The sequence below is a fragment of the Actinoplanes campanulatus genome (assembly GCF_014647795.1).
GTDB classification, from domain to species: domain Bacteria; phylum Actinomycetota; class Actinomycetes; order Mycobacteriales; family Micromonosporaceae; genus Actinoplanes; species Actinoplanes campanulatus.
In genome coordinates, this window is the sequence record NZ_BMPW01000016.1 from 153621 (window position 1) to 174107 (window position 20487).

Consider the following 20487-nt stretch of genomic DNA (forward strand, 5'->3'; position numbering starts at 1 on the left):
GTCGGGGGCGTCAGGCGGGCTGTTCGGCCGGGCGACCCAGCAGGAATGCCAGGCTGAGCGACCGCCCCTTCAAGCGCACCAGCGCAACCCCACCCGCCACCGCCGCGGCCGTGGTGACCGCGCCGGCCAGGAGGAGGGCGCCGCGGGGGCCCATCGAGTCGCAGAGCCAGCCGATGGCGGGGGCGCCGACGATGCCGGAGAGGGACGAGACGATGCCGACGGTCGCCAGGACGCGGCCGCGCATCTCCTCGCGGGTGTCGAGCTGGACGCGGGTGGAGACGACGGTGTCGAAGATGACGGCGCCGGCGGCGATGGGCAGGATCAGGGCGGCGAAGCCGAGGATGTTCGGGGCCAGTCCTGAGCAGAATTGCAGGGCGCTGATCAGGAAGCCGGTGCCGAGCAGGACGCGCAGGGTGGAGCGGCCGCTGCCGGCCAGCAGGAGGCCGCCGGCGACCGCGCCGACCGCGAAGACCGTCGACAGCAGACCGTACGATCCGGACGAACCGCCCAGCGGGCCGGAGACCATGGCGGCCATCGAGACCTGGTAGTTACGGCCGAGGGAGCCGAGCACGAACGACAGCGCCAGGACGATCAGGATGACCGGCTGGCCGAGGAGGTAGCGGAAACCGGCCAGCACGCCGCCCTGGCCGGTGGGGGCGGAGGCGAGGGTGCGCATGTCGCCGAGGCGCATGGCGAGCAGGGCGAGGATCACGCCGAGGTACGAGACGGCGTTGATCAGGAACAGGGCGGACGGACCGGTGATGCCGATCAGCACGCCGCCGAGGGCCATGCCGCCGATGCGGCCGGCCGAGCTGAGGACCGAGCCGAGCGCCAGGGCGGAGGCGAGGACGTCCTTGGGCACGAGCGCCGAGCCGAAGCGGCCGAGCACCGGGCCTTCGAAGGCGCCGATCACGCCGGAGGCCAGCGCGACGCCGTAGATCAGCCAGTTTCCGCTGGTGAGGCCGGCCGGGAGGAGGGAGGGAAGCACCAGGGCGAGGGCGAGCAGCGCGCGGAGCGTCTGGAAGGTGATCAGCAGCGGCCGGGCCGGGAGGCGGTCGGCGAGCGCGCCGCCCCAGCTGCCGAGCAGCAGCACCGGCAGCGATTGCAGCATGACGACCGCGCCCATCGCGGTGGCCGAGCCGGTCGCCGTCAGGATCAGCCAGTTCAGCGCCAGCACCTGCATCCACGTGCCGCTGACCGAGACCAGGTCGGCGGTCGCCCACAGGCGGTAGTTGCGCTCTCGGAGCGGCGCGAACATCGGAGCCAAGGCGGCGGCACCCCCGGAAGGAAGGTGGCGCCGTCTCTCGGCGCCACCCCCTTCTTCGGGCCGGCCTCGCGTTCCGCTTCGGCTTGAGCCTCCGGAACACCGCAAACGCAACCTGCATGGTTGCGGTCCTCAGGAAGACCTTTCCCGGTACGCGGAAAGCACCCGGATTACGCTCCGTGCCATGACCGAGGTTCCCGCGCAGTCCACCAGGGCTCGCTCCATCTTCCAGACGACCGGCGCCCTGGCCGTGGCCGTCCTCTCCGCGCTCACCTGGTTCGGCTGGCTGGGCTGGGACCACGAGTACCAGGCCGACGGCAGTGGCCCGTACCAGGCGTGGCAGGTGGCGGGCTGCGTCCTGACCCTGATCGTGATCATGTTCGGCGCCGTGCAGCTGGGTGTGCTGCCGCTGTCCGCGGCGGCCGCCATGACGCTGGCGTTCACCGCGGCGTTCAGCGTGACGGCCTCCGAGGACGAGAGCGGCCTGTGGGCGGTCGGCGCGCTGATGATCTTCATCTCGCTGGCGTCGGCGTCGGTCCTGGTCGGGTTCCTCTCGCTGCACCTCCGGCATCGGCGGCTCAGGGGGCGTAGGCGCTGAGCGTCCCGTCGAGCACCTGATGGATCCGCCCGCCGGCGACGATGACCGCTCCGTCGTAGGCGGGGCCGGCCACCGTCCCGTCGGCGGCCTTCCGCACCTGCCCGGCGCTGTAGAGCAGCCCGCCGGCCCGGACCGGCTGAGCCATGTCGGCGGCCGCCGGTACGCTCCAGAGCCGTTTGCCGTCGGTCACCCGGAGCGCCTCGATGCCCTGGTCGAACACCCGGTAGAGCCGGTTGCCGTCGATCGCGATCATGGACGAGGGCAGCGGCGGCGCCGTCCACGCGGGCTGCCCGTCGGCGACCCGGACGGCGCTGAGCCGTTCGTCCTGCTTGTCCCGGACGTAGAACCGGGCGCCGTCCGGGTCGGCGGCCTCGGCGGTCCAGTCGGCTTTGTGGGTCCATCGCACCCGCCCGCTGACGATGTCCACGGCGGCGCTCTCGCCCTCGGCGGCCTCGCTGCCGTCGGTCCGGCGCAGCAGGATCGTCCCGTTCGCGGACACCCCGGAGGACAGGTGTTTCGCCCTGGTCCAGAGGGTCCGCCCGTCCCGGGCCGCGAACGCCATGACCTGGTCCTCGTCCGAGGGCGATCCACCGGACACCACGATGACGCCCTTGTCGACGGCGGTGTCGTTCACCGGGATGTCCATGCCCTGGCGCCAGCGGGGCAGCCCGGTGCGCAAATCGAGGGCGATGAGCTGCCCGTCCGGGTCGCTCTGTGAGTTGCAGCCGTTGTTGGCGAGGATGACGAGCCCGTCGGCGATGCCCAGCCGTGGTGTCCCGTTGTCGCCGGGGTCGTCCCAGTCGTAACGCCACAGCAGCCGCCCGGTGTCCGCCGCGTAGGCCGAGACGCCGAGCTGGTCGCTGGTGACGACGCGCCCTCCGGACAGCAGCGGGGCCGAGTAGCCGGAGCAGCTGGTGTCGCTGGACCGGAGCCTGACCTGCCACTTCTTGCCGACCCGGCGGATGCTGCCGACGTTGATCACGTCTTCCGCCGGGTTGTAGTAGCTGTTCTCGGCGTCGTAGCCGGGGTGGTCCCAGGCCGGCGCGGCGGCCGCGGCGGCTGGGCTCACGGCCGCGCCGGCGGCGAGGGTGACGGAGAGGAACCAGGCAAGCATGCACATAAGGTATGCGGACTAACCTGCCCAAAGAGCAAGAATGGGACGACCCGGGTGGGCCGCCCCATTCTGATCCCCCGGATTCAGCCGGCGAGCAGCTTGAGCATCTGCTGGACCTGGTCGCTGCGGGACTGCTTGACCCGCTCGGCGAAGGCCTTGGCCTGCTCGTTGCCGCCCTTGGAGAGTTCGAGCTGGGCGAACTCGACGGCGTTGTGCTGATGACCCAGGAAGAGGTTGAGGAAGGCGGTCTCGAACTGCGCCTTCTTCATCGTCTTCAGCGCCGCGATCTCCTTCTCGCTGGTGGCCGGCAGACCACCGTGATCGGCGTGCAGGCTGGTCCGCTCGTCGAGGGTGGCGGGCTTGCCCCACTCGGTGAGCCAGTTCGTCATCATCTTGATCTCGTCGGCCTGGGTGACCTGTACGGCCTTGGCCAGCTCGACGACCTCGGGGCGGCCGGCCCGCTTGGCGGCGATCTGCGCCATCTGCTGCCCCTGCTGCTGGTTGTCGATCAGCATCTGGAGGAACATCACGTCGGTGTCGTTGAAGGTCGACCCGGCGGTGATCTCGGAGACGTTCTTGACGTTCTGCGCCTGGGTCGTGGCGGCCGGCGCGGCCTCCTTCTTGTCGACCGCGGTGCCGCACGCCCCGAGCAGGAACGGCGCGGCCGCGACGACCAGGGCGGCTACGTGACGGGCCTTCACAGCGGCAGCCAGAGGGCGAGCGTCCAGATGCCGGGCTCCCAGCTGCGGATCGACGTGTGCCCTTGGCGGCACTGGTAGGAGACTCCCTCGTAGCTCACCACGTCACCGGTCCGGTACGACACGCCCGGCGCCCAAGCGGTCCCGTTGGCCGGAGCCGTCGTACGGGTCGGGGCGGTCGTGGCCGTCGCCGTCGCGGTCGCCGTCGGCTTGGTCGGGGCGGTGGTGGGCGCCGTGGTGGGAGCGGTGGTCGGCGCGGCCGTGGTCGGCGCCGTGGTCGGCGTCGTCGAGCCGGAACCGCCGATGTTGACGTCCACGCAGTTGTAGAAGGCGTTGACGGTGTCCCCGATGTTCCACACCGCGAGGACCGTCTTCCGGCCCGAGAACCGGCTCAGGTCGACGGTGTGCGAGACGGTGGCCGAGGGGATGGCGTTGTTGTCGTTGAACGTGGCGACCGCGGCGCCGTCCACGTAGTACACCCAGGTGGCGGTCCGGTGCCGGGCGGTCAGCACCCAGTTGAACGTCGCCGACTTACCGACGGTGGTGGCCGGCCAGTTCCTGGACTCGTCGTTCAGGACCGTGAAGTTGGCGTTTCCGCCGTTGCACTGCTTGGACCCCTTCGGGGCCTCCACGCTCTGCGGCTCGAACTGGATGGCGCCACAGTTCGCGACCGTGCCAGCCGCGCAGAGCGCCTGCCGGCTCGGGGGCGAGGAGACGTAGCCGTGCGCCAGGGCGGGCGACGACGCGACCGCCAGGGTGGAGGCGACCATCCCGAGGGTGGCCAGCGGGTAGGCGATCTTCCTGCGCATGTCAGCTCTCCATCGGTTCGGCCCGGCAGTTACCGGACGAACATTAGGAGCGGCTGCCATAACGGAGCCTTAACGGAACCGTCAAACCCCTTTAAAAGCCTGACCTACCGACGTCTGCGCTGGTCAGCGGGCTCAAGAACGGGTGCGTGGAGGAGGAATCCGATGCGCGCGCCACCCAGCGGGCTACGGTCGATGACCAATTGCCCACGGACCGTCTCCGCGGTCCGGCGCACGATGTCCAGGCCCAGACCCGTGGAGCCGGCGCCGCTCACGCCACGCTGCACGGCGGTCTCCGGGTCCGGGATGCCGGGGCCGGCGTCGTCGACGAGCAGCCCGCTGGCCGAGACGCTGACCCGGAACGCGGTGCCGTCCGGGGTGTGCGAGAAGACGTTGCCGAGCAGCGCGTCCACCACCAGGATCACATCGCCGGCCGGCATCGGGATCATCACCGGCTCGTTGCCGCCGACCACCTCCCACGGGCGCTCCTGGTCCTCGGCCAGCACCGACCAGAAGGCCAGCCGGTCGGCGAGCACCTCGACCAGGTCGCACTGCTGGGAGCCGCGCTTCTCGATGCTGCCCAACCGGGCGCCGGTGATGATCGCCTCCAGCTCCTCGTCGAGCAGGTCGCACGCCTGCCGCATCCGCTCCGCGATCGGGCCGGGTGGCATCGCCTCCACGTCGAGACGGAGACCCGTCAGGGGCGTACGCAATCGGTGTGAAAGGTCCGCGGCGAGCTCGCGCTCCCGGTCGAGCAGGCGCCGCAGATCGTCGGCCATGCCGTTGAAGGCGGTGGCGGCGTCGCGCAGCTCGCTGGGGCCGATCGGGGTGATCCGCTCGTTGAGTTCGCCGCCGCCGAGGCGGCGGCTGGCCGCCGCGAGCCCGCGGGTGGCCCGGACCAGCTGGCTGCCGAGCCGGTCGGCGAAGAGGATCGAGCCGCCGACCAGGACGACGGCGAGCGCGCCCAGGTAGAGCCAGGCCGTGCCGACGCCACGCCGGGTGTCCGCCTCGGGGATGAACACCTCGACGACCACGGTCCGGCCGTCGGTCAGCACGGTCGGCTGGAGGTAGGCGACGCCGCCGGCACTGTCCGCGGTGGCGGCCCGGCGCTCCTGCGCGGCCCGCTGCACGGTGGTGTCGCTGAGGTGGCTGGCGCCGATCGGCTCGATGCCGGGCAGGTGGACCGCCAGGTTCCCGGCGCTGCCCGCGGCGGTGCTGGCCACCGCGTTGGTGAGGGACACCAGGTCGCTGTCGACACCGAGCACGGTGACCATCGAGGTGGCCTGCTGCCGCGCGTCCGAGATGGCCCGGTCATACGCGATCTGCCGGGTGGCGACCGCGAGCGGCACCAGGAAGGCCAGGGCCACCATCGAGGTGATGGCCAGCGCCAGCCGGTTGAGCGCCCATCTCATTGCGGATCGACCATCATGACGCCCACCCCTCGGACGGTGTGCAGGAAACGCGGTCTCGCGGCGGTCTCGCCGAGTTTGCGGCGCAGCCACGAGATGTGGACGTCGATGGTCTGCTCCTCGCCGATCCGGGCCTGCTGCCACACCTGGTTCATCAGCTCGCGCCGGCTGATCACCTGGCCGACCCGCTCGGCAAGATACGCGAGAACGTCGAACTCGCGCCGGGTCAGCTGCAACGGCTCGCCACGCAACTCCACCCGGCGCTGCCTCGGCTTGATCACCAGTTCACCCACGGTGATGGTGTTGGGCTGCTGCTCGATGGTGGTCCGGGCGCGGCGCAGCACCGCCGAGATGCGGGCCAGGATGTGCCCGCCGGAGAACGGCTTGGTCACGTAGTCGTCGGCGCCGGCCGAGAGGAGCGCGATGATGTCCGCCTCCGACCGCCGGGCAGTGGCGACGATCACCGGTACGTCGGACACGGTCCGCATCATCCGCAGCGCGTCGGTGCCGTCGATGTCGGGCAGTCCAAGGTCGAGAATCACCAGGTCCGGCCGCTCCTGGGTGACGATCTTCAGCGCCTGGGCAGCCTGACCGACCGGGCGCACCACATGCCCGGCCTCGGTCAGCGCACGGGTCAGCGCGGCCGTGATGATGCGGTCGTCCTCGACCAACAGGATCATCGCCATGGCGACAACCATAAGACCGGGTGAGAAGATGGCCGCGTGCGATCTTCCAGGTGGGTGCCGATAGCGGGTTGGTGCCTGGCCACCGCCACCAGCATCGTGCTCGGCTCGGTGGCGCTGTCCCCGGTGCTGACCGCGGCCCGCGCCGACAACGGGGCGCTGCCGGACATCGATCAGCTTCCGGCGCCCGCCGCGGTCTCCGAGACCAGCGACGCGCCACCGCCGGCCGAGACGACCGCACCGGCCCGGACCACCCGGCCCACCACGTCCGCGAAGCCCGGCCGGACCCGGCCCTCGTCGGCCCGGCCCACCGGCGCCACGACCACGCCGGCCGCCACGACGAAGCCGGCGACCACCACCGAGGACGGGTGGACCGTCACCACGAGTGACGGCATCAAAACCTACGTCCGGTCCTTCACCACCGAGGGCGGCACGGCGGTCATCAAGATGACCAGCGAGGGCATCGTCTCCCTGGTCACCGCTACTCCGGCGGACGGTTACCGGGTGGAGAAGACCGGCTCCGACGTCAACCTGGCGGTCTACTTCAACGAGACGAACCACAGCTTCATCGTTCACGCGCAGTGGTTCAACGGCGCGCCCTTCGTCGAGGTCAGCGAAGTAGGCGAGTGACCGCAAGGGTTTTCCCCGATTCGCTGACGCCGGTCGATATCTAACGTCTCACCTCAAGTCACCTCGGTGTGACCCGCCGTCCCTCCCCCGGGACGGTCGAGGCCCGCCCGCCATCCCCCGGGCGGGAGAGGAGAAGGCGTGAAACACCGTACCCCCGTCGTCATCGCGTTGACCGCCGCCACCGCGGCGGCGTCCGCGATGGTGGCGGTTGCCGGACCGGCGACCGCCCTGCCGCCCACCGATCCGGCCGCCGTCGCGGCCCGGGCGGCGGGCACCGCGTCGGCCCTCGTCGCCGATCGCCCATCAGTGCTGCAGGCCAGCGCGGATGAGGCGTTCGTGCAGCACCAGGTGATCACCACGGACAATCTGCAATACGTGCCCTTCGACCGCACCTACAAGGGACTGCCGGTCATCGGCGGTGACTTCGTCGTGGTCACCGACGCGGCCGGGCAGACGAAGTACACGTCGGTCGCACAGACCCGGCCGATCGGTGAGCTCTCGGTCACCCCGAAGCTCTCCCCGGCCGAGTCGGTGGCCGTCGCCAAGGGCGAGCTCAAGACGGTGGCGAACGTCGAGAGCACCCGCCTGGTCGTGGTCCACACCACCGGCGCCCCGGCGCTGGCCTGGGAGTCCACCATCAACGGCACCCGGGTCGACGATCACGGCGAGCTGGGTGTCAGCCGCCTCACCGTGGACGTGGACGCGAACTCCGGCGCGGTCCTGCGCACCCACGAGCACGTCACCGGGGTGAGCGGCACCGGGACCGGCTGGATCACCGGCTCGGTCACCCTGGACACCACGCTGTCCGGTTCGACCTACAGCCTGCGTGACCCGTCGCTGACCACGCTGACCTGCCAGGACTCGTCGACCAACACGGTGTTCAGCGGCACCGACAACGTGTGGGGCAACGGCACCGGCAGCAACAAGGAGACCGGCTGCGTGGACGCGTTCTACGCGGCGCAGAAGCAGAAGGCGATGCTCTCCAGCTGGCTGGGCCGCACCGGCTTCACCAGCAGCGGCGGCGCCTGGCCGATCCGTGTCGGCCTGAACGAGACGAACGCCTACTACGACGGCACCCAGGTCCAGATCGGCAAGAACAGCGCCGGCCAGTGGATCTCGTCGCTCGACGTGGTGGGTCACGAGATCGGTCACGGCATCGACGACAACACCCCGGGCGGCATCTCCGGCAACGGCACGCAGGAGTTCGTCGGCGACGTCTTCGGCGCGGCCACCGAGGCCTACGCCGCCAACGCCAACGACCCGGCCGACTACCAGGTCGGTGAGGAGGTCAACCTGGTCGGCAGCGGCCCGATCCGGTACATGTACAACCCGTCGCTCGCCGGTGACGACAACTGCTACTCCAGCAGCACCCCGAGCCAGGAGGTGCACGCCGCGGCCGGTCCCGGCAACCACTGGTTCTACCTGCTCGCCGAGGGCACCAACCCGACCAACGGGCAGCCGGCCAGCACCCGGTGCAGCGGCTCCGGCGCCCTGACCGGCGTCGGCATCCAGACCGCCACCAAGATCTTCTACAACGCGATGCTGATGAAGACCTCCAGCTCGTCGTACCTGAAGTACCGCACCTGGACGCTGACCTCGGCCAAGGCCCTGGACAGCACCTGTGGCCTGTTCAACAAGACCAAGGCCGCCTGGGACGCGGTCAGCGTGCCGGCGCAGACCGCCGACCCGACCTGCACCACCGGCACGCCCACCACGTCGCCCACCACCTCGCCGACGACCGCGCCGGCGAGCTGCACCGGAACCAACGCCACCGATGTCTCGATCCCGGACGCCGGTTCGGCGGTCTACAGCGACATCGCGATCAGCGGCTGCGCCCGCAACGCGTCGTCCACCTCGACGATCGCGGTGAACGTCGTCCACACGTACCGGGGTGACGTGAAGCTCGACCTGGTCGCGCCGGACGGCTCCACCTACGCCCTGAAGGCGACGTCCAGCTCCGACAGCACCGACAACATCAGCGCCACCTACACCGCGAACCTGTCGGGCGAGGCGGCGAACGGCACCTGGCGTCTCAAGGCGCAGGACGTGTACTCGTCGGACACCGGTTACATCAACACCTGGACTCTCACACTCTGAGAGCCCCGTTCCGCCGGCGCCGCACCCGCGGCGCCGGCGGAAACGATCACCAGCTGATCACGTTCGTCACTCAGATCTGCCGCTCGGGCCGGGAGGGCCATAAGGTGCCTCCTAGATGTACGGACAGGAGGGCCCCCGGTGACTTACAGCGTGTATGGAATGGCGGCCGGGCGTCCCACCGGGGTCCTGGCCGACGTGTGGGGCCGTTCGCTGGTCCGGGACGTGGCACTCACCGTCGGAGCGGCCGCCGCGGTCGGCCTGGCCGCGCAGATCTCCCTCCCGGTTCCCGGTTCCCCGGTCCCGATCACCGGGCAGACCTTCGCCGTCCTGCTCGCGGGCGCCACCCTGGGCGCGACCCGCGGCGCCGCCGGCATGCTGCTGTACGTGGTGGCCGGCGCCCTGGGCGTCCCGTGGTTCGCGGACGGCGCCTCCGGCTGGCCCTCGGCCACCGCCGGCTACCTGATCGGGTTCGTCCTGGCGGCCGCCCTGGCCGGCCAGCTCGCGGCCCTCGGCGGGGACCGCCGCCCGGTCCACACGATCGGGCTGATGGCCGCCGGCAACGCGCTGATCTACCTGGTCGGGGTGCCGTGGCTGGCGTTCTCCACGGGCATCGGCCTGACCACCGCGCTGAGCCTGGGCCTCACCCCGTACCTGCTGGGTGACGTGCTGAAGATGGCACTGGCGGCGGCTCTGCTGCCGGGTGTCTGGGCGCTGATCCACCGGCACGTCGACACCGGCGATCGCTACTGACAAGCGATACACACAGGCTGTGCACACAGCCTGTGGATAACTCGAACAGATGTGCGAATCCGGTCAGCGGATCACCCTGGGTAGCCCGATCCGGGTTCGCACACCGGGCGACGAATGCACCAGCGGGGCGCCCTGCGGCATCGGCAGACCGGCCGCCGTGGTCAGGTCCTGTTCCAGGTCGAGCACCCGCGCCCGGTGCAGCACCCATGGCGGATGCCACACATCGACGCTGGTCAGGCGGCCGGCGACCACGGTGTAGAGGCGGTACTGGGTGGTCAGGAAATGGTCGATCCGGCCCAGCTCGGCGTCCGGGAACCGTTCTCCGGACCGGACCCGTAGCCGGTATCCGGCACCGCGCGGCTCGTAGCGACGGCTGCCGCGATACACGGTCACGTCACCGTCCGTGCATAGTGTCATCCGGGACCACCGGTACGGTAGGTTGAGGCCGGCCCGGGCGGTCACCACGGCCGGCAGCCGGGCGGCATCGAGCGAGAAGAAGTAGATCCCGGCGCCGCCGTCCGGACCGCGTACGTACGTGCGCAGGTTGGTCTCCGGGAAAGTGGAGAGCCAGGGCAGGGCGGGCAGCCAGGGTGGGCGGATCTCGTCCATCAGGAACGGGAGCATGCCCACCCAGACCAGGCCGTCCTCGGCGTCCGGCGTGAGCCCGGCCGGGAGCAGCGGGCTCACCACCTCGGCCGGGTAACGCCAGTGCAGAAACGTCATCCGGCGCCACCACTGGATCATCATGGCGGTGCGGACCTCGGTCATCGGCGGGGCGAGCACGATCGACCACCTCCCGCCTCGAGTGTCCCGGTCCACCGCAAGAATCGGACCGGGAAAACGCTCAGATGTCCAGAGCCTCCTCGATCCGCCGCAACTGGTGCCGGGCCAGGGCCAGGTTGGCACGATCCTTGTTCAGCGCCAGGTAGAGGAACAGGCCCTGCCCGGAACGGCCGGTCAACGGGCGGATCAGGTGGTACTGGGTGTCCAGCGAAATCAGGATGTCCTCGATCTTCTCGTGCAGGCTCAGCATCTCCATGGTGCGCAGCTTCGCCCGTACCACCTCGGTGTTCGCGGCCGACGCCACCTGGAGATCGAAGTCCCTGCTCCCGCCGGCGATGCCCAGCGCCATACCGCTGGATCGGTCGACGAGGGCGACGCCGATGGCGCCGTCGATCTGCATCGCGTCCTTGAGGGCTACGTCCATGTCCGGCATCTCGGGTGTCCTCCCACTTCCTCGGGTCTGGGCCTGAGCGTGATGGACACCGGCGGTAACCGGTCGCACACGATGTGCGCCTCGGCCGCATCCGGTCATGAGATCTTTCAGGTGAACGGCGGCCGAGTTGCGGTTTTCTTCAAGTCAGAAACTGCTCATGACTTCACGTTGCGGTCCGTCGTGGTCACGCTCACGGATCGAAAACCCTTGGGGGTACGCCGTAACCGCGCCCGATTCTCCGAAGTTGGGCGTCGGTAGAGCCGGGGTCTAGGCGGAGGGGACGCATGGTGTCAGTGCCGCTGTACCAGGCGAAGGCCGAGATGTTCCGGACTCTCGGCCACCCGGTCCGGATCCGGGTGCTGGAACTCCTCCAGGACGGCCCGAAACCGGTCCGCGACCTGCTGGCCGAGATCGACGTGGAGGCGTCGAACCTCTCCCAGCAGCTCGCGGTCTTGCGCCGGGCCGGCATCGTGACATCGTTCCGTGACGGGGCCCTGGTCATGTACATGCTCAGCACCCCGGACGTCGCCGACCTGCTCGCCGCGGGCCGGCGCATCCTGGGCGCGGTCCTCACCGATCGCGACGGCCTCCTGGTGGAGCTCCGCGCCCAGGGCTCGACGAGCTAACGCTCGCAGTTCACCACCACGTCCGGCGCGGCGTAGTCGCACTCGTCACCGGCCGCCGTGGCGTTCTCGCCACCGTCGAGGCGGTCCGCATCGTCTTCGAAGTCGCCGGTGTCCGCGCGGAGCAGATCGTCACCACCCTCACCGAAGAAGGTGTCGGCCCCCGCGGTGTCGTGGATGAAGTCGCGGGCGTCGCCGCCGTAGACGACGTCGTCTCCCCACCCTCCGGAGATGTCGTCGTAGCCCCCACCACCCCGGATCTCGTCGTCGCCGTCGCCACCCCGGATGTAGTTGGCCGCGCCGTTGCCGATCAGGACGTCGTTGCCGCTGCCACTCCAGATCCACTCGACGTCATCGCCGACGGTGTCACCCTCACCCGCCCGGCCGTCGTTCTTCGCCGGCCCACCCAGGTCGACACGGACCGCATCGAAATAGTTGTATTAGTCGACCAGGTCGAGTCCGGTGTTGCCGATGAGAACGTCGGGCGACACCGCGTGGCTCAGCGGGTCGTCACCGGCCATGCTGTCGTTGCCGGGCCCACCGTCGATCCGATCCGGGCCAGCCTCACCGGAAAGATAGTCGTGGCCGGTGCCACCCAGCACCGTGTCCGCGCCCGCGCCGGCCTCGACCACGTCCGCGTGGGTGCCGCCGTCGATGAAGTCGTTGCCGGTCTGGCCACGGAGCAGGTCATACCCGGCGCCACCGGAGATGACGTCGTTGCCGCTGCCGCCGTCGAGCGTGTCGTCTCCGGCCACGCCGTAGATCCTGTCGTTGCCGGTTCCGCCGTTCAGCACGTCGGCGGCCGACCCGCCGGTAAGCACGTCGTTGCCGGCCCCGCCGTCCGCGGTCAGCGGGATGGCGGTGCGGTTGGTGACCGTGTCCGCGCCGCCGTAGGTGTAGACCCGCAGCGCGGTGGGGGTTTTCGGAAGCTTGCAGGTGACCTTGGTCTTGTCGCCACTCACGGCCTTGCAGCCGGTGCCGGGCTTGAGCGCGACCGCGTCGTCGATCAGGACGGTGTTGCCGGAGCGGGTGATCACCACCCGGTTGGTCCTACCGGCGGCGGCCTTGAACTGGACCTTGGTGGTCGCGTAGACGGACGCGACGCCGGTCGTGGCGGCCTTTGCGGGCGTGGCCAGCGCACCTGCCGAGATCGTTGCGAGAAGGGTCATGCCGACCCGGGACAGCCAGATATGACGGGACACAGTGGATGCTCCCCTGAGAACCGGCGGCCGATGCGCCACACGGGAAGCAAGATCATAAATGGCCGGCCCGGGTCGTCAAGGCCCGGTCAGGGAACGACGAAGATCTCGCAGCGCTGGAGGCGGTCGAACTCCCACTGGGCGCAGCTGTCGCCGGAGGGCTCGGTCACGTGCTCGCCGCCGTCGAGCTGGTCCTCCACGCCGTCGTTGCCGCCGTCGAGGTAGTCGTCGCCGTCGCCACCGGTGAGGAAGTCGGCACCGCCGAGACCGTGGATGCTGTCGTTTCCTGGGCCGCCGTGCAGGGAGTCAGCGCCGGCCCGGCCGGTCAGCCGATCGTCGCCCCCGCCGCCCCAGAGGGTCTCGACGTCGGTGGCGATGGTGTCTCCCTCGCCGTCGGCGCCGTCGTCCCCGGTGACGCCGTCCGCGTCGGCGGTCACGTCCGAGTGCTGGTAGCGGTCGTACATGACGCTGTCGAGGTCGCCCTCGCCACCGGAGTAGTAGTCGGCGTCCTCGGCCTCCTTCTCACCCTCGCCCGCCAGGGTGCCGGCGTCGATGAAGTCGTTGTCGCCGCCGCCGTACACCCGGTCCCGGCCCCAGTCGCCCTGCATCCGGTCCATGCCGTCGCCGCCGTAGAGCACGTCGTCGCCGTAGTCACCGCGCAATTCGTCGTCGCCGTCGCCGCCGGAGACCATGTCGTTGCCGCCGTCACCGAAGACCACGTCGTCGCCGGCCGCGCCGTAGAGCGAGTCGGCGCCCTCGCCACCGCGCAGGTAGTCGCGGGTGTCGCCGCCGTCGATGACGTCGTTGCCGCCCTGACCGAACAGCTGGTCGTAGTCGGCGCCGCCGGAGATGCGGTCGGCCTCGTTGCTGCCGTAGATGGTGTCCTTGCCGGCGTCACCCCAGACCCGGCTGCCACCGATCCAGACCTCGACGTGGTCGTCGCCGTTGCCGCCGGACACCTGGTTGGCGCCGGTCCAGCCGTACAGACGGTCGTCGCCGTCACCGCCGGAGATCCGGTCGTCGCCGTCGAGGCCCCAGATGCCGTCGTTGCCGGCGCCGCCGTACAGGGCGTCGTTGCCGGCGTCGCCGTACAGGGTGTCGGCCGCGGAGCCGCCCACGAGGGTGTCGTGGTCGGCGCCGCCGCTCGCGCTGAGCGGGATGTTCGTGCGGTTGGAGACCGCGTCGGAATAGTCGTACAGGTAGACGCGCAGCAGGGTGGGCGCCTTGGCCGTCGTACAGCGGACCTTGGTCTTGTCGTTCTTGACCGGTTTGCAGCCGGGGCCGGCCTTGAGCGCCACCCGGTCGTCAATGGTGATCGTGTTGCCCGAGCGGGTCAGCACGACGCTGTTCTTCTTCTTGGCGGCTGCCTTGAACTGCACCTTCGTCGTCTCCACGACCGAGGCCACGCCGACCGAGGCGGCCTGCGCGGGCGCCGCGAGTGCCACGGCGGATGCGGTCGTGAGAACGGTGAGGGCGATGTGAGGCAGCCAGACGGAACGGACCATTGTGGATCCTCCCCCATGGTTCCGGCGGTCAACTACCGCGCGGTAGCAAGATCGTAAGTGTCAGGAATGTTTCGCGCAGCCCCCGTTTTCAGTGGCTGCTCTCGACGATCCCGGCGATCCCGGTCGGTGGCATGGTGAGCCGCAACGAGTCGGTCAGCTTCCCGTACAGCAGTAAGGCGCCGATCGCCACGGGCAGGGCCGCCACCAGGGTCATCGCTGCGATTCGGCGCTTCCAGACGTACGCCGGAGGGGTTGCCGGAAGGACCACCGGTGACGTCGGGGTGATCTCCCGGCCGGGCGACGCGGGCAGCGGGATCGTCGCGCCGGAGGCGTGCCAGACCTGGCGCAACCGGACCGCGAAGCCCGCCATGCTGTCGACCGCCGGAACCGGCGTGAGCACCTCGTCGAAGAGCCGCGACAGACCGGGCCAGGCCGAGATGATCCGGTCGGCGCGGTCGATGTCACCGGGCCAGTCGTCGCCGGTCAGCACCCGGAAGAGCAGCGCGCCGAGCGCCGTCACGTCGTCGCGGGGCGCCGGCATGGTCCGCCCGAGCGGCGCCGCGAAGCCGGTGAGCATCGGTTCGCCGGACGCGCCGATCAGGACGGCCTCCGGGCGGATCCGGCCGTGCACCATCTGCGGGCGCATCGAGTGCGTACGGGCCAGCGCGTCGGCCAGGATGATCGCGTGGTGCAGGGCCTCGGCCGGCGACGGAGGCCTGTCGCGCAGCACGTCGTCGAGGGTGCGGCCGTCGATCAGGTCGAGCGCGAGCCAGGGCCGTCCGGTCGCGGTGATCCCGCCGGAGCGGACCGGGACGATCGCGGCGGTGACGCCCAGGCCGACCGAGGCGGCGACATGCGCGGCGAACGCGGACTCCTCGGCGCGGCCCCGGACGAAACGGTGGAAGAGCTTCAGCGCCACCCGGCGGCCGGCCCGTTCGTCCCAGGCCTGGTAGAGATCAGCCTCGGCGCCGGTGCTCATCCGCTGCAACCGGGTGTAGCCGGCCGGGGTGTCGATCCCCGCCACGTATCGCCCTCCCCTGACCGATCTTGAATAGAAATATCACCCACCGAACCGGCAGCGGCAACTACCACCCAGCCAGCAAGATCACCCGCCTCGGCACCGAGCGACGGCGGGCGGGGAGCCGATAGGTTGGGGTATGGCCTTTGATCAGGCGCTTGCGGATCGGATTCGGGACGAGCTCGGGGACCTCGACGGGGTCGATGATCGCAAGATGTTCGGGGGGCTCATCTTCATGGTGCACGGCAACATGGCCGTGGGCGTGATGGGCGACGACCTCATCGTGCGGCTCGGTGAGCAGGCGGCGGAGGCGGCTCTCAGCGAACCGGGCACCCGGGTCTTCGACATCACCCGGCGGCCCATGAGGAACTGGGTCGTCGTCGACGGCGAACGCCTCGACGACGACGCATTGGCGCGCTGGCTGCGGGCCGGCGTGGCGTTCGCGAGTTCGCTGCCACCGAAATGACTCCGGACGGGAAGCGGCGGGCGGCCCGACGACGGCTCATCCCGCACAAGGTTGAGCCGGTCCGCGAGCGTCGTTGACCGCGGACCGGTGGTTCAGTGAGCGCGGGCGGCGGGAGCGCCGACTCCGTGCCGGTGAAGCAGCCCGGTCCAGGACGGGCCGGGACGGTCGAGGGTGGGCGTCAGATGCTCCGGTAGCCGGCGATGGTCGCGGCCAGGATGTCGGGGCCGGGGCGCTGCCACAGCTCCTCGTTCATGACCTCCACCTCGATCGGGCCGGTGTAGCCCGCCTTGGCCACGGCGTCGTGGAAGGCGCGCATGTCGATGCAGCCGTCGCCGGGCAGGCCGCGGCCGGTCAGGACGCCCGCGGGCAGCGGGGTGATCCAGTCGGCGAGCTGGTAGATGGCGATCCGGTCGCCGGCCGCCTCGATCTTCGGCAGCACGGTGTCGTCCCACCACAGGTGGTAGGTGTCGACGGTGACGCCGACCTGGCCGACCGGGTGCTGCTCGGCGATCGACATGGCCTGGTCCCAGGTGTTGATGACGCAGCGGTCGGCCGCGTACATCGGGTGCAGCGGCTCGATCGCCAGGGTGACTCCGGCGGCGGCCGCGTGCGGCACGAGCTGGGCGATCGCGTCGGCGACGTGCGCGCGGGCGCCGGCGATGTCCTTCGAGCCCTCGGGCAGGCCGCCGGAGACCAGGACCAGGACCGGCGCTCCAAGGGCAGCGGTCTCGTCGATGGCCCGGCGGTTGTCGTCGAACCAGCCGTCGAGCTGGAAGAAGCCGCTGCGGCAGAGCGTCGTGACGGTCAGGCCGACGTCGCGGACCAGGGCGGCGGAGCGCGCCAGGCCGTACTCGGCGACCGGCTCACGCCACAGCGCGACCTTGTCGACGCCCGCGTCCACACAGCCCTTGACCAGGTCGGTCAGCGCCCAGTGCTTCGCGGTGATCTGGTTGAAGGAGAAACGGTTCATCGAGATCCTTCCGTGGATACCCCGGGTTCAGCCGTGGGGAGGAAACGGATTCCCTGCGGAGCAGGTCAGGGGTAGCCCATCCGATGTCGGGGCGGATAGGCGTCTGGTCAGGCGTTGCGCTGGTTCTCCACATACCTCTTCACGCTTCCGCAGCGTTGCGCCGCCTACGGTGGCGCCCTGGATCACTCGTTCAAGGTCAAGGGCCGGGGCCGGGGCCGGCCGATAGTCAAGCGTAAGAACAAGGCGCTGCCGAGCTTGGAGTACACGACCCGGGGCTTCTCGATCAAGAACGGCCGACTCTGCCTGCCGAAGGGCGTGACCATCCCGGTCGCCTGGTCCCGCGAGCTGCCGTCCGAGCCGACCAGCGTCCGCGTCTACCAGGACAATCTCGGGCACTGGTACGCGTCCTTCGTCATCCAGCGCGAGTCCGACACCGTGCCAGATCCGAACCTGCCGGGCATCGGTGTCGACTGGGGCGTGACCACCACCGCCACCACCACGAACCCGGCCTTCGACCTTCCCCACCTGGGCCACCGCAAACGGTGTGCCGCCGAACTGGCCAAGGCCCAACGCACGATGGCCCGCCGCCTCCGACCGAAAGGCCGGCCGGTCTCCAAGGGCTACCAGACGGCGAAACGGCAGGCCGCCCGGATCACGAAGAAGGCGGCCCGGCAGAACACCCACGACGCCCGTGTCTGGGCCAAGACCGTCGTCGAGCACCACCACCTGATCGCCGTCGAGGACTTCAAACCGAGGTTCCTCGCCAAGACGACGATGGCCCGTAAGGCCGCCGACAACGCGATCGGCGCAGCGAAACGTGAACTGATCGAGCGTGGCACGCGGGCGGGCCGAAAGGTGGTGCTGGTGCCGCCCGCCTACACCACCATGACCTGCTCCGGGTGCGGAGAGAGAACCAACCTCCGCCTCGGACTGGGCGTCCGAGTCTTCGAGTGCACCGTCTGCGGCTACACCGCAGACCGCGACCTCAACGCCGCGAGGACGATCCTCGCCACGGCCGAACGCGACCGTGCCAGTGCCGACGACGTCAGACATCGAATCCCCTCCCTCCGGGACGGCGGATCAGGTGCGGTCTGAGCTGGGAAATCCCCCGGATTCATCCGTGGGGATGTCGTTAACCCACTGTCACCTCGAAGAACCTGTTGGCGCGGCGTGCGGCCAGGTCCGGGTCGGGAAGCAGGCCGGCGGCGTCGGCGAGCTCGATCAGTTTGGCGAAGTGTGGCACCGAGCGGCCGGACTGGAGGCCGCCGACCATGGTGAAGTGGTCCTGGTGGCCGGCCAGCCAGGCGAGGAACACGATGCCGGTCTTGTAGTAGAAGGTCGGCTTCTCGAAGATGTGCCGGGACAGCGGCACGGTGGGCGCGAAGATCCGGTCGTACTCCTCCAGGTCACCCCGGTCCAGGGCCGCGAAGGCCGCGGCGGCCGCCGGTGCGATGGCCGCGAAGATGCCGAGGAGCGCGTCCGAGCAGCCCTGCTCGTCACCGCGGATCAGTTGCGGGTAGTTGAAGTCGTCGCCGGTGTAGAGGCGCACCCCGGAGGGCAGGCGGCGGCGCAGCCCGATCTCGTGGTCGGCGTCCAGCAGCGAGATCTTGATGCCGTCGACCTTCGCCGGGTTGCTGTTGATCAACTCGAGCACGGTCTCGGTGGCCTTGTCCACGTCGGACGAGCCCCAGTAGCCCTCGAGCGCCGGGTCGAACGCCGTGCCCAGCCAGTGCAGGACCACCGGTTTGCCCGACCTGTTCAATAGCTCGCGATAGATAGTGAGGTAGTCATCGGCGTCCTGGGCGGTGGCGGCCATGTGGCGGCTGCACATCAGCACCGGTACGGCGCCGGCGGTGAGGACGTCGGCGAGCTGTTCCTCGTACGCCGAAAGCACTTGATCGAGAGACGCCGGACCCGGCGCCAGCTGATCGGTCGCGACCCCCGCGACGATCTTGCCGCCGACCGAGGCCGCCTCCGCGGCACTGCGCCGGATCAGCTCCCTGGTCGCGGTGTAGTCGAGGCCCATGCCGCGCTGTGCGGTGTCCATCGCCTCGGCGACGCCGAGGCCGTGCGACCAGAGATGGTGGCGAAACGCCAGGGTTCGCTCCCAGTCCAGGACCGCGGGGGCGCCGGGCGCGTTCTCCGCGCGCGGATCCGCGACGACGTGGGCGGCCGCGTACGCGATCCGGCTGCTCGGCGCACCGGCCGGCTTCTCCCAGGTCTTCGTGGAGAGCGTCAGCCGCCGCCCGTCGGGAAGGTTGACGATGCTCACAGCGTGATCCGCCGTCCCTCGCGGGCCGACTGGAGGCCGGCCTCGGCCAGCGCGACACCGCGGGCGCCGGAGGTGAAGTCCCAGTGGAACGTCTCGCCCGCGACGACGTGCCGCAGGAACGCCTCCCACTGCACCTTGAAGCCGTTGTCGAACTCCTCGTTGTCCGGCACCTCGGTCCACTCGTCGCGGAACGACTTCCCGGTCAGCGGCAGGTCCGGGTTCCACACCGGCTTCGGCGTGGTGGCCCGGTGCTGGATCTTGCAGCCGCGCAGGCCGGCGACCGCGCTGCCGTGGGTGCCGTCGACCTGGAACTCGACCAGCTCGTCCCGGTTGACCCGGACCGTCCACGAGGAGTTGAGCTGGGCGATGATGCCGCCCTCCAGCTCGAAGATCGCGTACGCCGCGTCGTCGGCGTCGGCCGCGTACTCCTCGCCGCGCTCGTCGATCCGCTTGGTGATGTGGGTCGCGGTGGTGCACTGGACCGCCCGGACGTTCCCGAACAGCTCCTCGAGGACGTAGTTCCAGTGCGGGAACATGTCCATCACGATGCCACCGCCGTCGGCGAGCCGGTAGTTCCAGGACGGCCGCTGGGCCACCTGCCAGTCGCCCTCGAAGACCCAGTAGCCGAATTCGCCGCGCACCGACAGGATCCGGCCGAAGAAGCCGCCGTCGATCAGGCGCTTGAGCTTGCGCAGGCCGGGCAGGAACAGCTTGTCCTGCACGACGCCGTTCTTGATGTTCGCGGTGGCGGCCAGCTCGGCCAGCTCCAGCGACGCGGCGGAGCTCTCGGCCAGCGGCTTCTCGGTGTAGACGTGCTTGCCGGCGGCGATGGCCTGACGGATCGCCTTCTCCCGCTGGGCGGTCACCTGGGCGTCGAAGTAGATCTCCACGTCCGGGCGGGCGAGGGCCGCGTCCAGGTCGGTGGTCCACTCGGTGAGGCCGTGCCGGGCGGCGATGGCGGCCAGCTTGTCGGGGTCGCGGCCGACCAGGATCGGCTCGGGCCAGATGTGCCCGCCACCGGCCAGCGGCACGCCACCCTGCTCGCGGATGGCGAGAAGCGAACGAACCAGGTGTTGCCGGTAGCCCATCCGCCCGGTGACCCCGTTGACGATGATGCCGATCGATCTGCGCGCTGCCATGTGGAACCCTCCGCCGGTGATGAGGAAAGC

At 70.2% G+C, this 20487-nt stretch carries 22 protein-coding genes; 7 read left to right on the plus strand and 15 right to left on the minus strand.

Annotated elements, in window-relative coordinates:
* Positions 1 to 10: 10 nt before the first annotated feature.
* Positions 11 to 1258 (minus strand): MFS transporter, encoded by a 1248-nt coding sequence (locus IEZ13_RS28655; protein WP_183224428.1) that lies wholly within the window; start codon positions 1256 to 1258, stop codon positions 11 to 13.
* 190 nt (positions 1259 to 1448) lie between these two features.
* On the opposite strand from IEZ13_RS28655, the gene IEZ13_RS28660 reads away from it, so the two are divergent.
* Positions 1449 to 1862, plus strand: coding sequence for a hypothetical protein (locus tag IEZ13_RS28660; protein ID WP_183224166.1), 414 nt, complete (start codon positions 1449 to 1451; stop codon positions 1860 to 1862).
* Here IEZ13_RS28660 and IEZ13_RS28665 read toward each other — a convergent pair.
* The 5 genes from IEZ13_RS28665 to IEZ13_RS28685 form a co-directional block, all read right to left on the minus strand.
* On the minus strand, positions 1843 to 2976 hold the full coding sequence (locus tag IEZ13_RS28665) for an outer membrane protein assembly factor BamB family protein (protein WP_183224164.1): 1134 nt from the start codon (positions 2974 to 2976) through the stop codon (positions 1843 to 1845). The two genes, IEZ13_RS28660 and IEZ13_RS28665, sit on opposite strands and share 20 nt — an antisense overlap.
* A gap of 83 nt (positions 2977 to 3059) precedes the next feature.
* Complete coding sequence (locus tag IEZ13_RS28670; protein WP_229795139.1) at positions 3060 to 3677, minus strand: DUF305 domain-containing protein; 618 nt, start codon at positions 3675 to 3677, stop codon at positions 3060 to 3062.
* Positions 3674 to 4483: a lytic polysaccharide monooxygenase gene (locus IEZ13_RS28675; RefSeq protein ID WP_183224162.1), complete on the minus strand. Its 810-nt coding sequence runs from the start codon at positions 4481 to 4483 to the stop codon at positions 3674 to 3676. Before IEZ13_RS28675 ends, IEZ13_RS28670 begins: the two co-directional genes overlap by 4 nt.
* 104 nt (positions 4484 to 4587) lie before the next feature.
* Complete coding sequence (locus IEZ13_RS28680; protein WP_183224161.1) at positions 4588 to 5892, minus strand: ATP-binding protein; 1305 nt, start codon at positions 5890 to 5892, stop codon at positions 4588 to 4590.
* Entirely contained in the window at positions 5889 to 6575 is a 687-nt protein-coding gene (locus IEZ13_RS28685; protein ID WP_183224159.1) for a response regulator transcription factor, read from the minus strand. The genes IEZ13_RS28680 and IEZ13_RS28685 overlap by 4 nt, the downstream gene beginning before the upstream one ends.
* Before the next feature lie 36 nt (positions 6576 to 6611).
* On the opposite strand from IEZ13_RS28685, the gene IEZ13_RS28690 reads away from it, so the two are divergent.
* From IEZ13_RS28690 to IEZ13_RS28700, 3 genes are all read left to right on the plus strand, one after another.
* Positions 6612 to 7202 carry a DNA mismatch repair protein MutL gene (locus tag IEZ13_RS28690; protein ID WP_183224157.1) on the plus strand — a complete coding sequence of 197 codons (591 nt, stop codon included), beginning with the start codon at positions 6612 to 6614 and terminating at the stop codon, positions 7200 to 7202.
* A 138-nt stretch (positions 7203 to 7340) separates the two neighbouring features.
* Positions 7341 to 9299 (plus strand): M4 family metallopeptidase, encoded by a 1959-nt coding sequence (locus IEZ13_RS28695; protein WP_183224155.1) that lies wholly within the window; start codon positions 7341 to 7343, stop codon positions 9297 to 9299.
* Between the two features lie 159 nt (positions 9300 to 9458).
* A complete protein-coding gene (locus tag IEZ13_RS28700; protein WP_183224424.1) occupies positions 9459 to 10049 on the plus strand; it encodes a biotin transporter BioY in 591 nt (196 codons plus the stop codon).
* Between the two features lie 63 nt (positions 10050 to 10112).
* Here the strand turns inward: IEZ13_RS28700 and IEZ13_RS28705 are convergent, their stop codons facing one another.
* Together IEZ13_RS28705 and IEZ13_RS28710 are read right to left on the minus strand one after the other, a co-directional pair.
* Positions 10113 to 10832, minus strand: coding sequence for a YqjF family protein (locus tag IEZ13_RS28705; protein ID WP_183224153.1), 720 nt, complete (start codon positions 10830 to 10832; stop codon positions 10113 to 10115).
* Between the two features lie 61 nt (positions 10833 to 10893).
* Positions 10894 to 11265 (minus strand): hypothetical protein, encoded by a 372-nt coding sequence (locus tag IEZ13_RS28710; protein ID WP_183224151.1) that lies wholly within the window; start codon positions 11263 to 11265, stop codon positions 10894 to 10896.
* A 287-nt stretch (positions 11266 to 11552) separates the two neighbouring features.
* On the opposite strand from IEZ13_RS28710, the gene IEZ13_RS28715 reads away from it, so the two are divergent.
* Positions 11553 to 11891, plus strand: coding sequence for an ArsR/SmtB family transcription factor (locus tag IEZ13_RS28715; RefSeq protein WP_183224422.1), 339 nt, complete (start codon positions 11553 to 11555; stop codon positions 11889 to 11891).
* On the opposite strand, the gene IEZ13_RS47980 is transcribed toward IEZ13_RS28715, so the two are convergent.
* The 4 genes from IEZ13_RS47980 to IEZ13_RS28735 all read right to left on the minus strand — a co-directional run bounded on the left by IEZ13_RS47980 (position 11888) and on the right by IEZ13_RS28735 (position 15616).
* Positions 11888 to 12298, minus strand: coding sequence for a calcium-binding protein (locus IEZ13_RS47980; protein WP_183224420.1), 411 nt, complete (start codon positions 12296 to 12298; stop codon positions 11888 to 11890). The two genes, IEZ13_RS28715 and IEZ13_RS47980, sit on opposite strands and share 4 nt — an antisense overlap.
* A 30-nt stretch (positions 12299 to 12328) precedes the next feature.
* Positions 12329 to 13090, minus strand: a complete 762-nt coding sequence (locus tag IEZ13_RS28725; protein WP_183224149.1) for a calcium-binding protein — start codon at positions 13088 to 13090, stop codon at positions 12329 to 12331.
* Positions 13091 to 13176: 86 nt separating this feature from the next.
* Positions 13177 to 14592, minus strand: a complete 1416-nt coding sequence (locus IEZ13_RS28730; RefSeq protein WP_183224147.1) for a calcium-binding protein — start codon at positions 14590 to 14592, stop codon at positions 13177 to 13179.
* An 88-nt stretch (positions 14593 to 14680) separates the two neighbouring features.
* On the minus strand, positions 14681 to 15616 hold the full coding sequence (locus IEZ13_RS28735; protein ID WP_183224145.1) for a phosphotransferase: 936 nt from the start codon (positions 15614 to 15616) through the stop codon (positions 14681 to 14683).
* 133 nt (positions 15617 to 15749) lie between these two features.
* On the opposite strand from IEZ13_RS28735, the gene IEZ13_RS28740 reads away from it, so the two are divergent.
* A complete protein-coding gene (locus tag IEZ13_RS28740; protein ID WP_183224143.1) occupies positions 15750 to 16076 on the plus strand; it encodes a TfoX/Sxy family protein in 327 nt (108 codons plus the stop codon).
* A gap of 178 nt (positions 16077 to 16254) precedes the next feature.
* Here the strand turns inward: IEZ13_RS28740 and IEZ13_RS28745 are convergent, their stop codons facing one another.
* A complete protein-coding gene (locus IEZ13_RS28745) occupies positions 16255 to 17046 on the minus strand; it encodes a sugar phosphate isomerase/epimerase family protein (protein WP_183224141.1) in 792 nt (263 codons plus the stop codon).
* A 114-nt stretch (positions 17047 to 17160) separates the two neighbouring features.
* On the opposite strand from IEZ13_RS28745, the gene IEZ13_RS28750 reads away from it, so the two are divergent.
* Positions 17161 to 18141, plus strand: a complete 981-nt coding sequence (locus IEZ13_RS28750; protein WP_203833923.1) for an RNA-guided endonuclease InsQ/TnpB family protein — start codon at positions 17161 to 17163, stop codon at positions 18139 to 18141.
* A 37-nt stretch (positions 18142 to 18178) separates the two neighbouring features.
* Here the strand turns inward: IEZ13_RS28750 and IEZ13_RS28755 are convergent, their stop codons facing one another.
* Positions 18179 to 19318 carry a dihydrodipicolinate synthase family protein gene (locus tag IEZ13_RS28755; RefSeq protein ID WP_183224139.1) on the minus strand — a complete coding sequence of 380 codons (1140 nt, stop codon included), beginning with the start codon at positions 19316 to 19318 and terminating at the stop codon, positions 18179 to 18181.
* Positions 19315 to 20457 (minus strand): Gfo/Idh/MocA family protein, encoded by a 1143-nt coding sequence (locus IEZ13_RS28760; RefSeq protein WP_183224136.1) that lies wholly within the window; start codon positions 20455 to 20457, stop codon positions 19315 to 19317. The genes IEZ13_RS28755 and IEZ13_RS28760 overlap by 4 nt, the downstream gene beginning before the upstream one ends.
* Between the last annotated feature and the right edge of the window lie 30 nt (positions 20458 to 20487).

Coding starts and splice junctions, on each gene's coding strand:
- IEZ13_RS28680 (WP_183224161.1), bottom strand. CDS start 5,892: ATGAGATGGGCGCTCAACCGGCTGGCGCTGGCCATCACCTCGATGGTG.
- IEZ13_RS28730 (WP_183224147.1), bottom strand. CDS start 14,592: ATGGTCCGTTCCGTCTGGCTGCCTCACATCGCCCTCACCGTTCTCACG.
- IEZ13_RS28665 (WP_183224164.1), bottom strand. CDS start 2,976: ATGCTTGCCTGGTTCCTCTCCGTCACCCTCGCCGCCGGCGCGGCCGTG.
- IEZ13_RS28700 (WP_183224424.1), top strand. CDS start 9,459: ATGGCGGCCGGGCGTCCCACCGGGGTCCTGGCCGACGTGTGGGGCCGT.
- IEZ13_RS28660 (WP_183224166.1), top strand. CDS start 1,449: ATGACCGAGGTTCCCGCGCAGTCCACCAGGGCTCGCTCCATCTTCCAG.
- IEZ13_RS28760 (WP_183224136.1), bottom strand. CDS start 20,457: ATGGCAGCGCGCAGATCGATCGGCATCATCGTCAACGGGGTCACCGGG.
- IEZ13_RS28655 (WP_183224428.1), bottom strand. CDS start 1,258: ATGTTCGCGCCGCTCCGAGAGCGCAACTACCGCCTGTGGGCGACCGCC.
- IEZ13_RS28710 (WP_183224151.1), bottom strand. CDS start 11,265: ATGCCGGACATGGACGTAGCCCTCAAGGACGCGATGCAGATCGACGGC.
- IEZ13_RS28740 (WP_183224143.1), top strand. CDS start 15,750: ATGGCCTTTGATCAGGCGCTTGCGGATCGGATTCGGGACGAGCTCGGG.
- IEZ13_RS28685 (WP_183224159.1), bottom strand. CDS start 6,575: ATGGCGATGATCCTGTTGGTCGAGGACGACCGCATCATCACGGCCGCG.
- IEZ13_RS28745 (WP_183224141.1), bottom strand. CDS start 17,046: ATGAACCGTTTCTCCTTCAACCAGATCACCGCGAAGCACTGGGCGCTG.
- IEZ13_RS28675 (WP_183224162.1), bottom strand. CDS start 4,483: ATGCGCAGGAAGATCGCCTACCCGCTGGCCACCCTCGGGATGGTCGCC.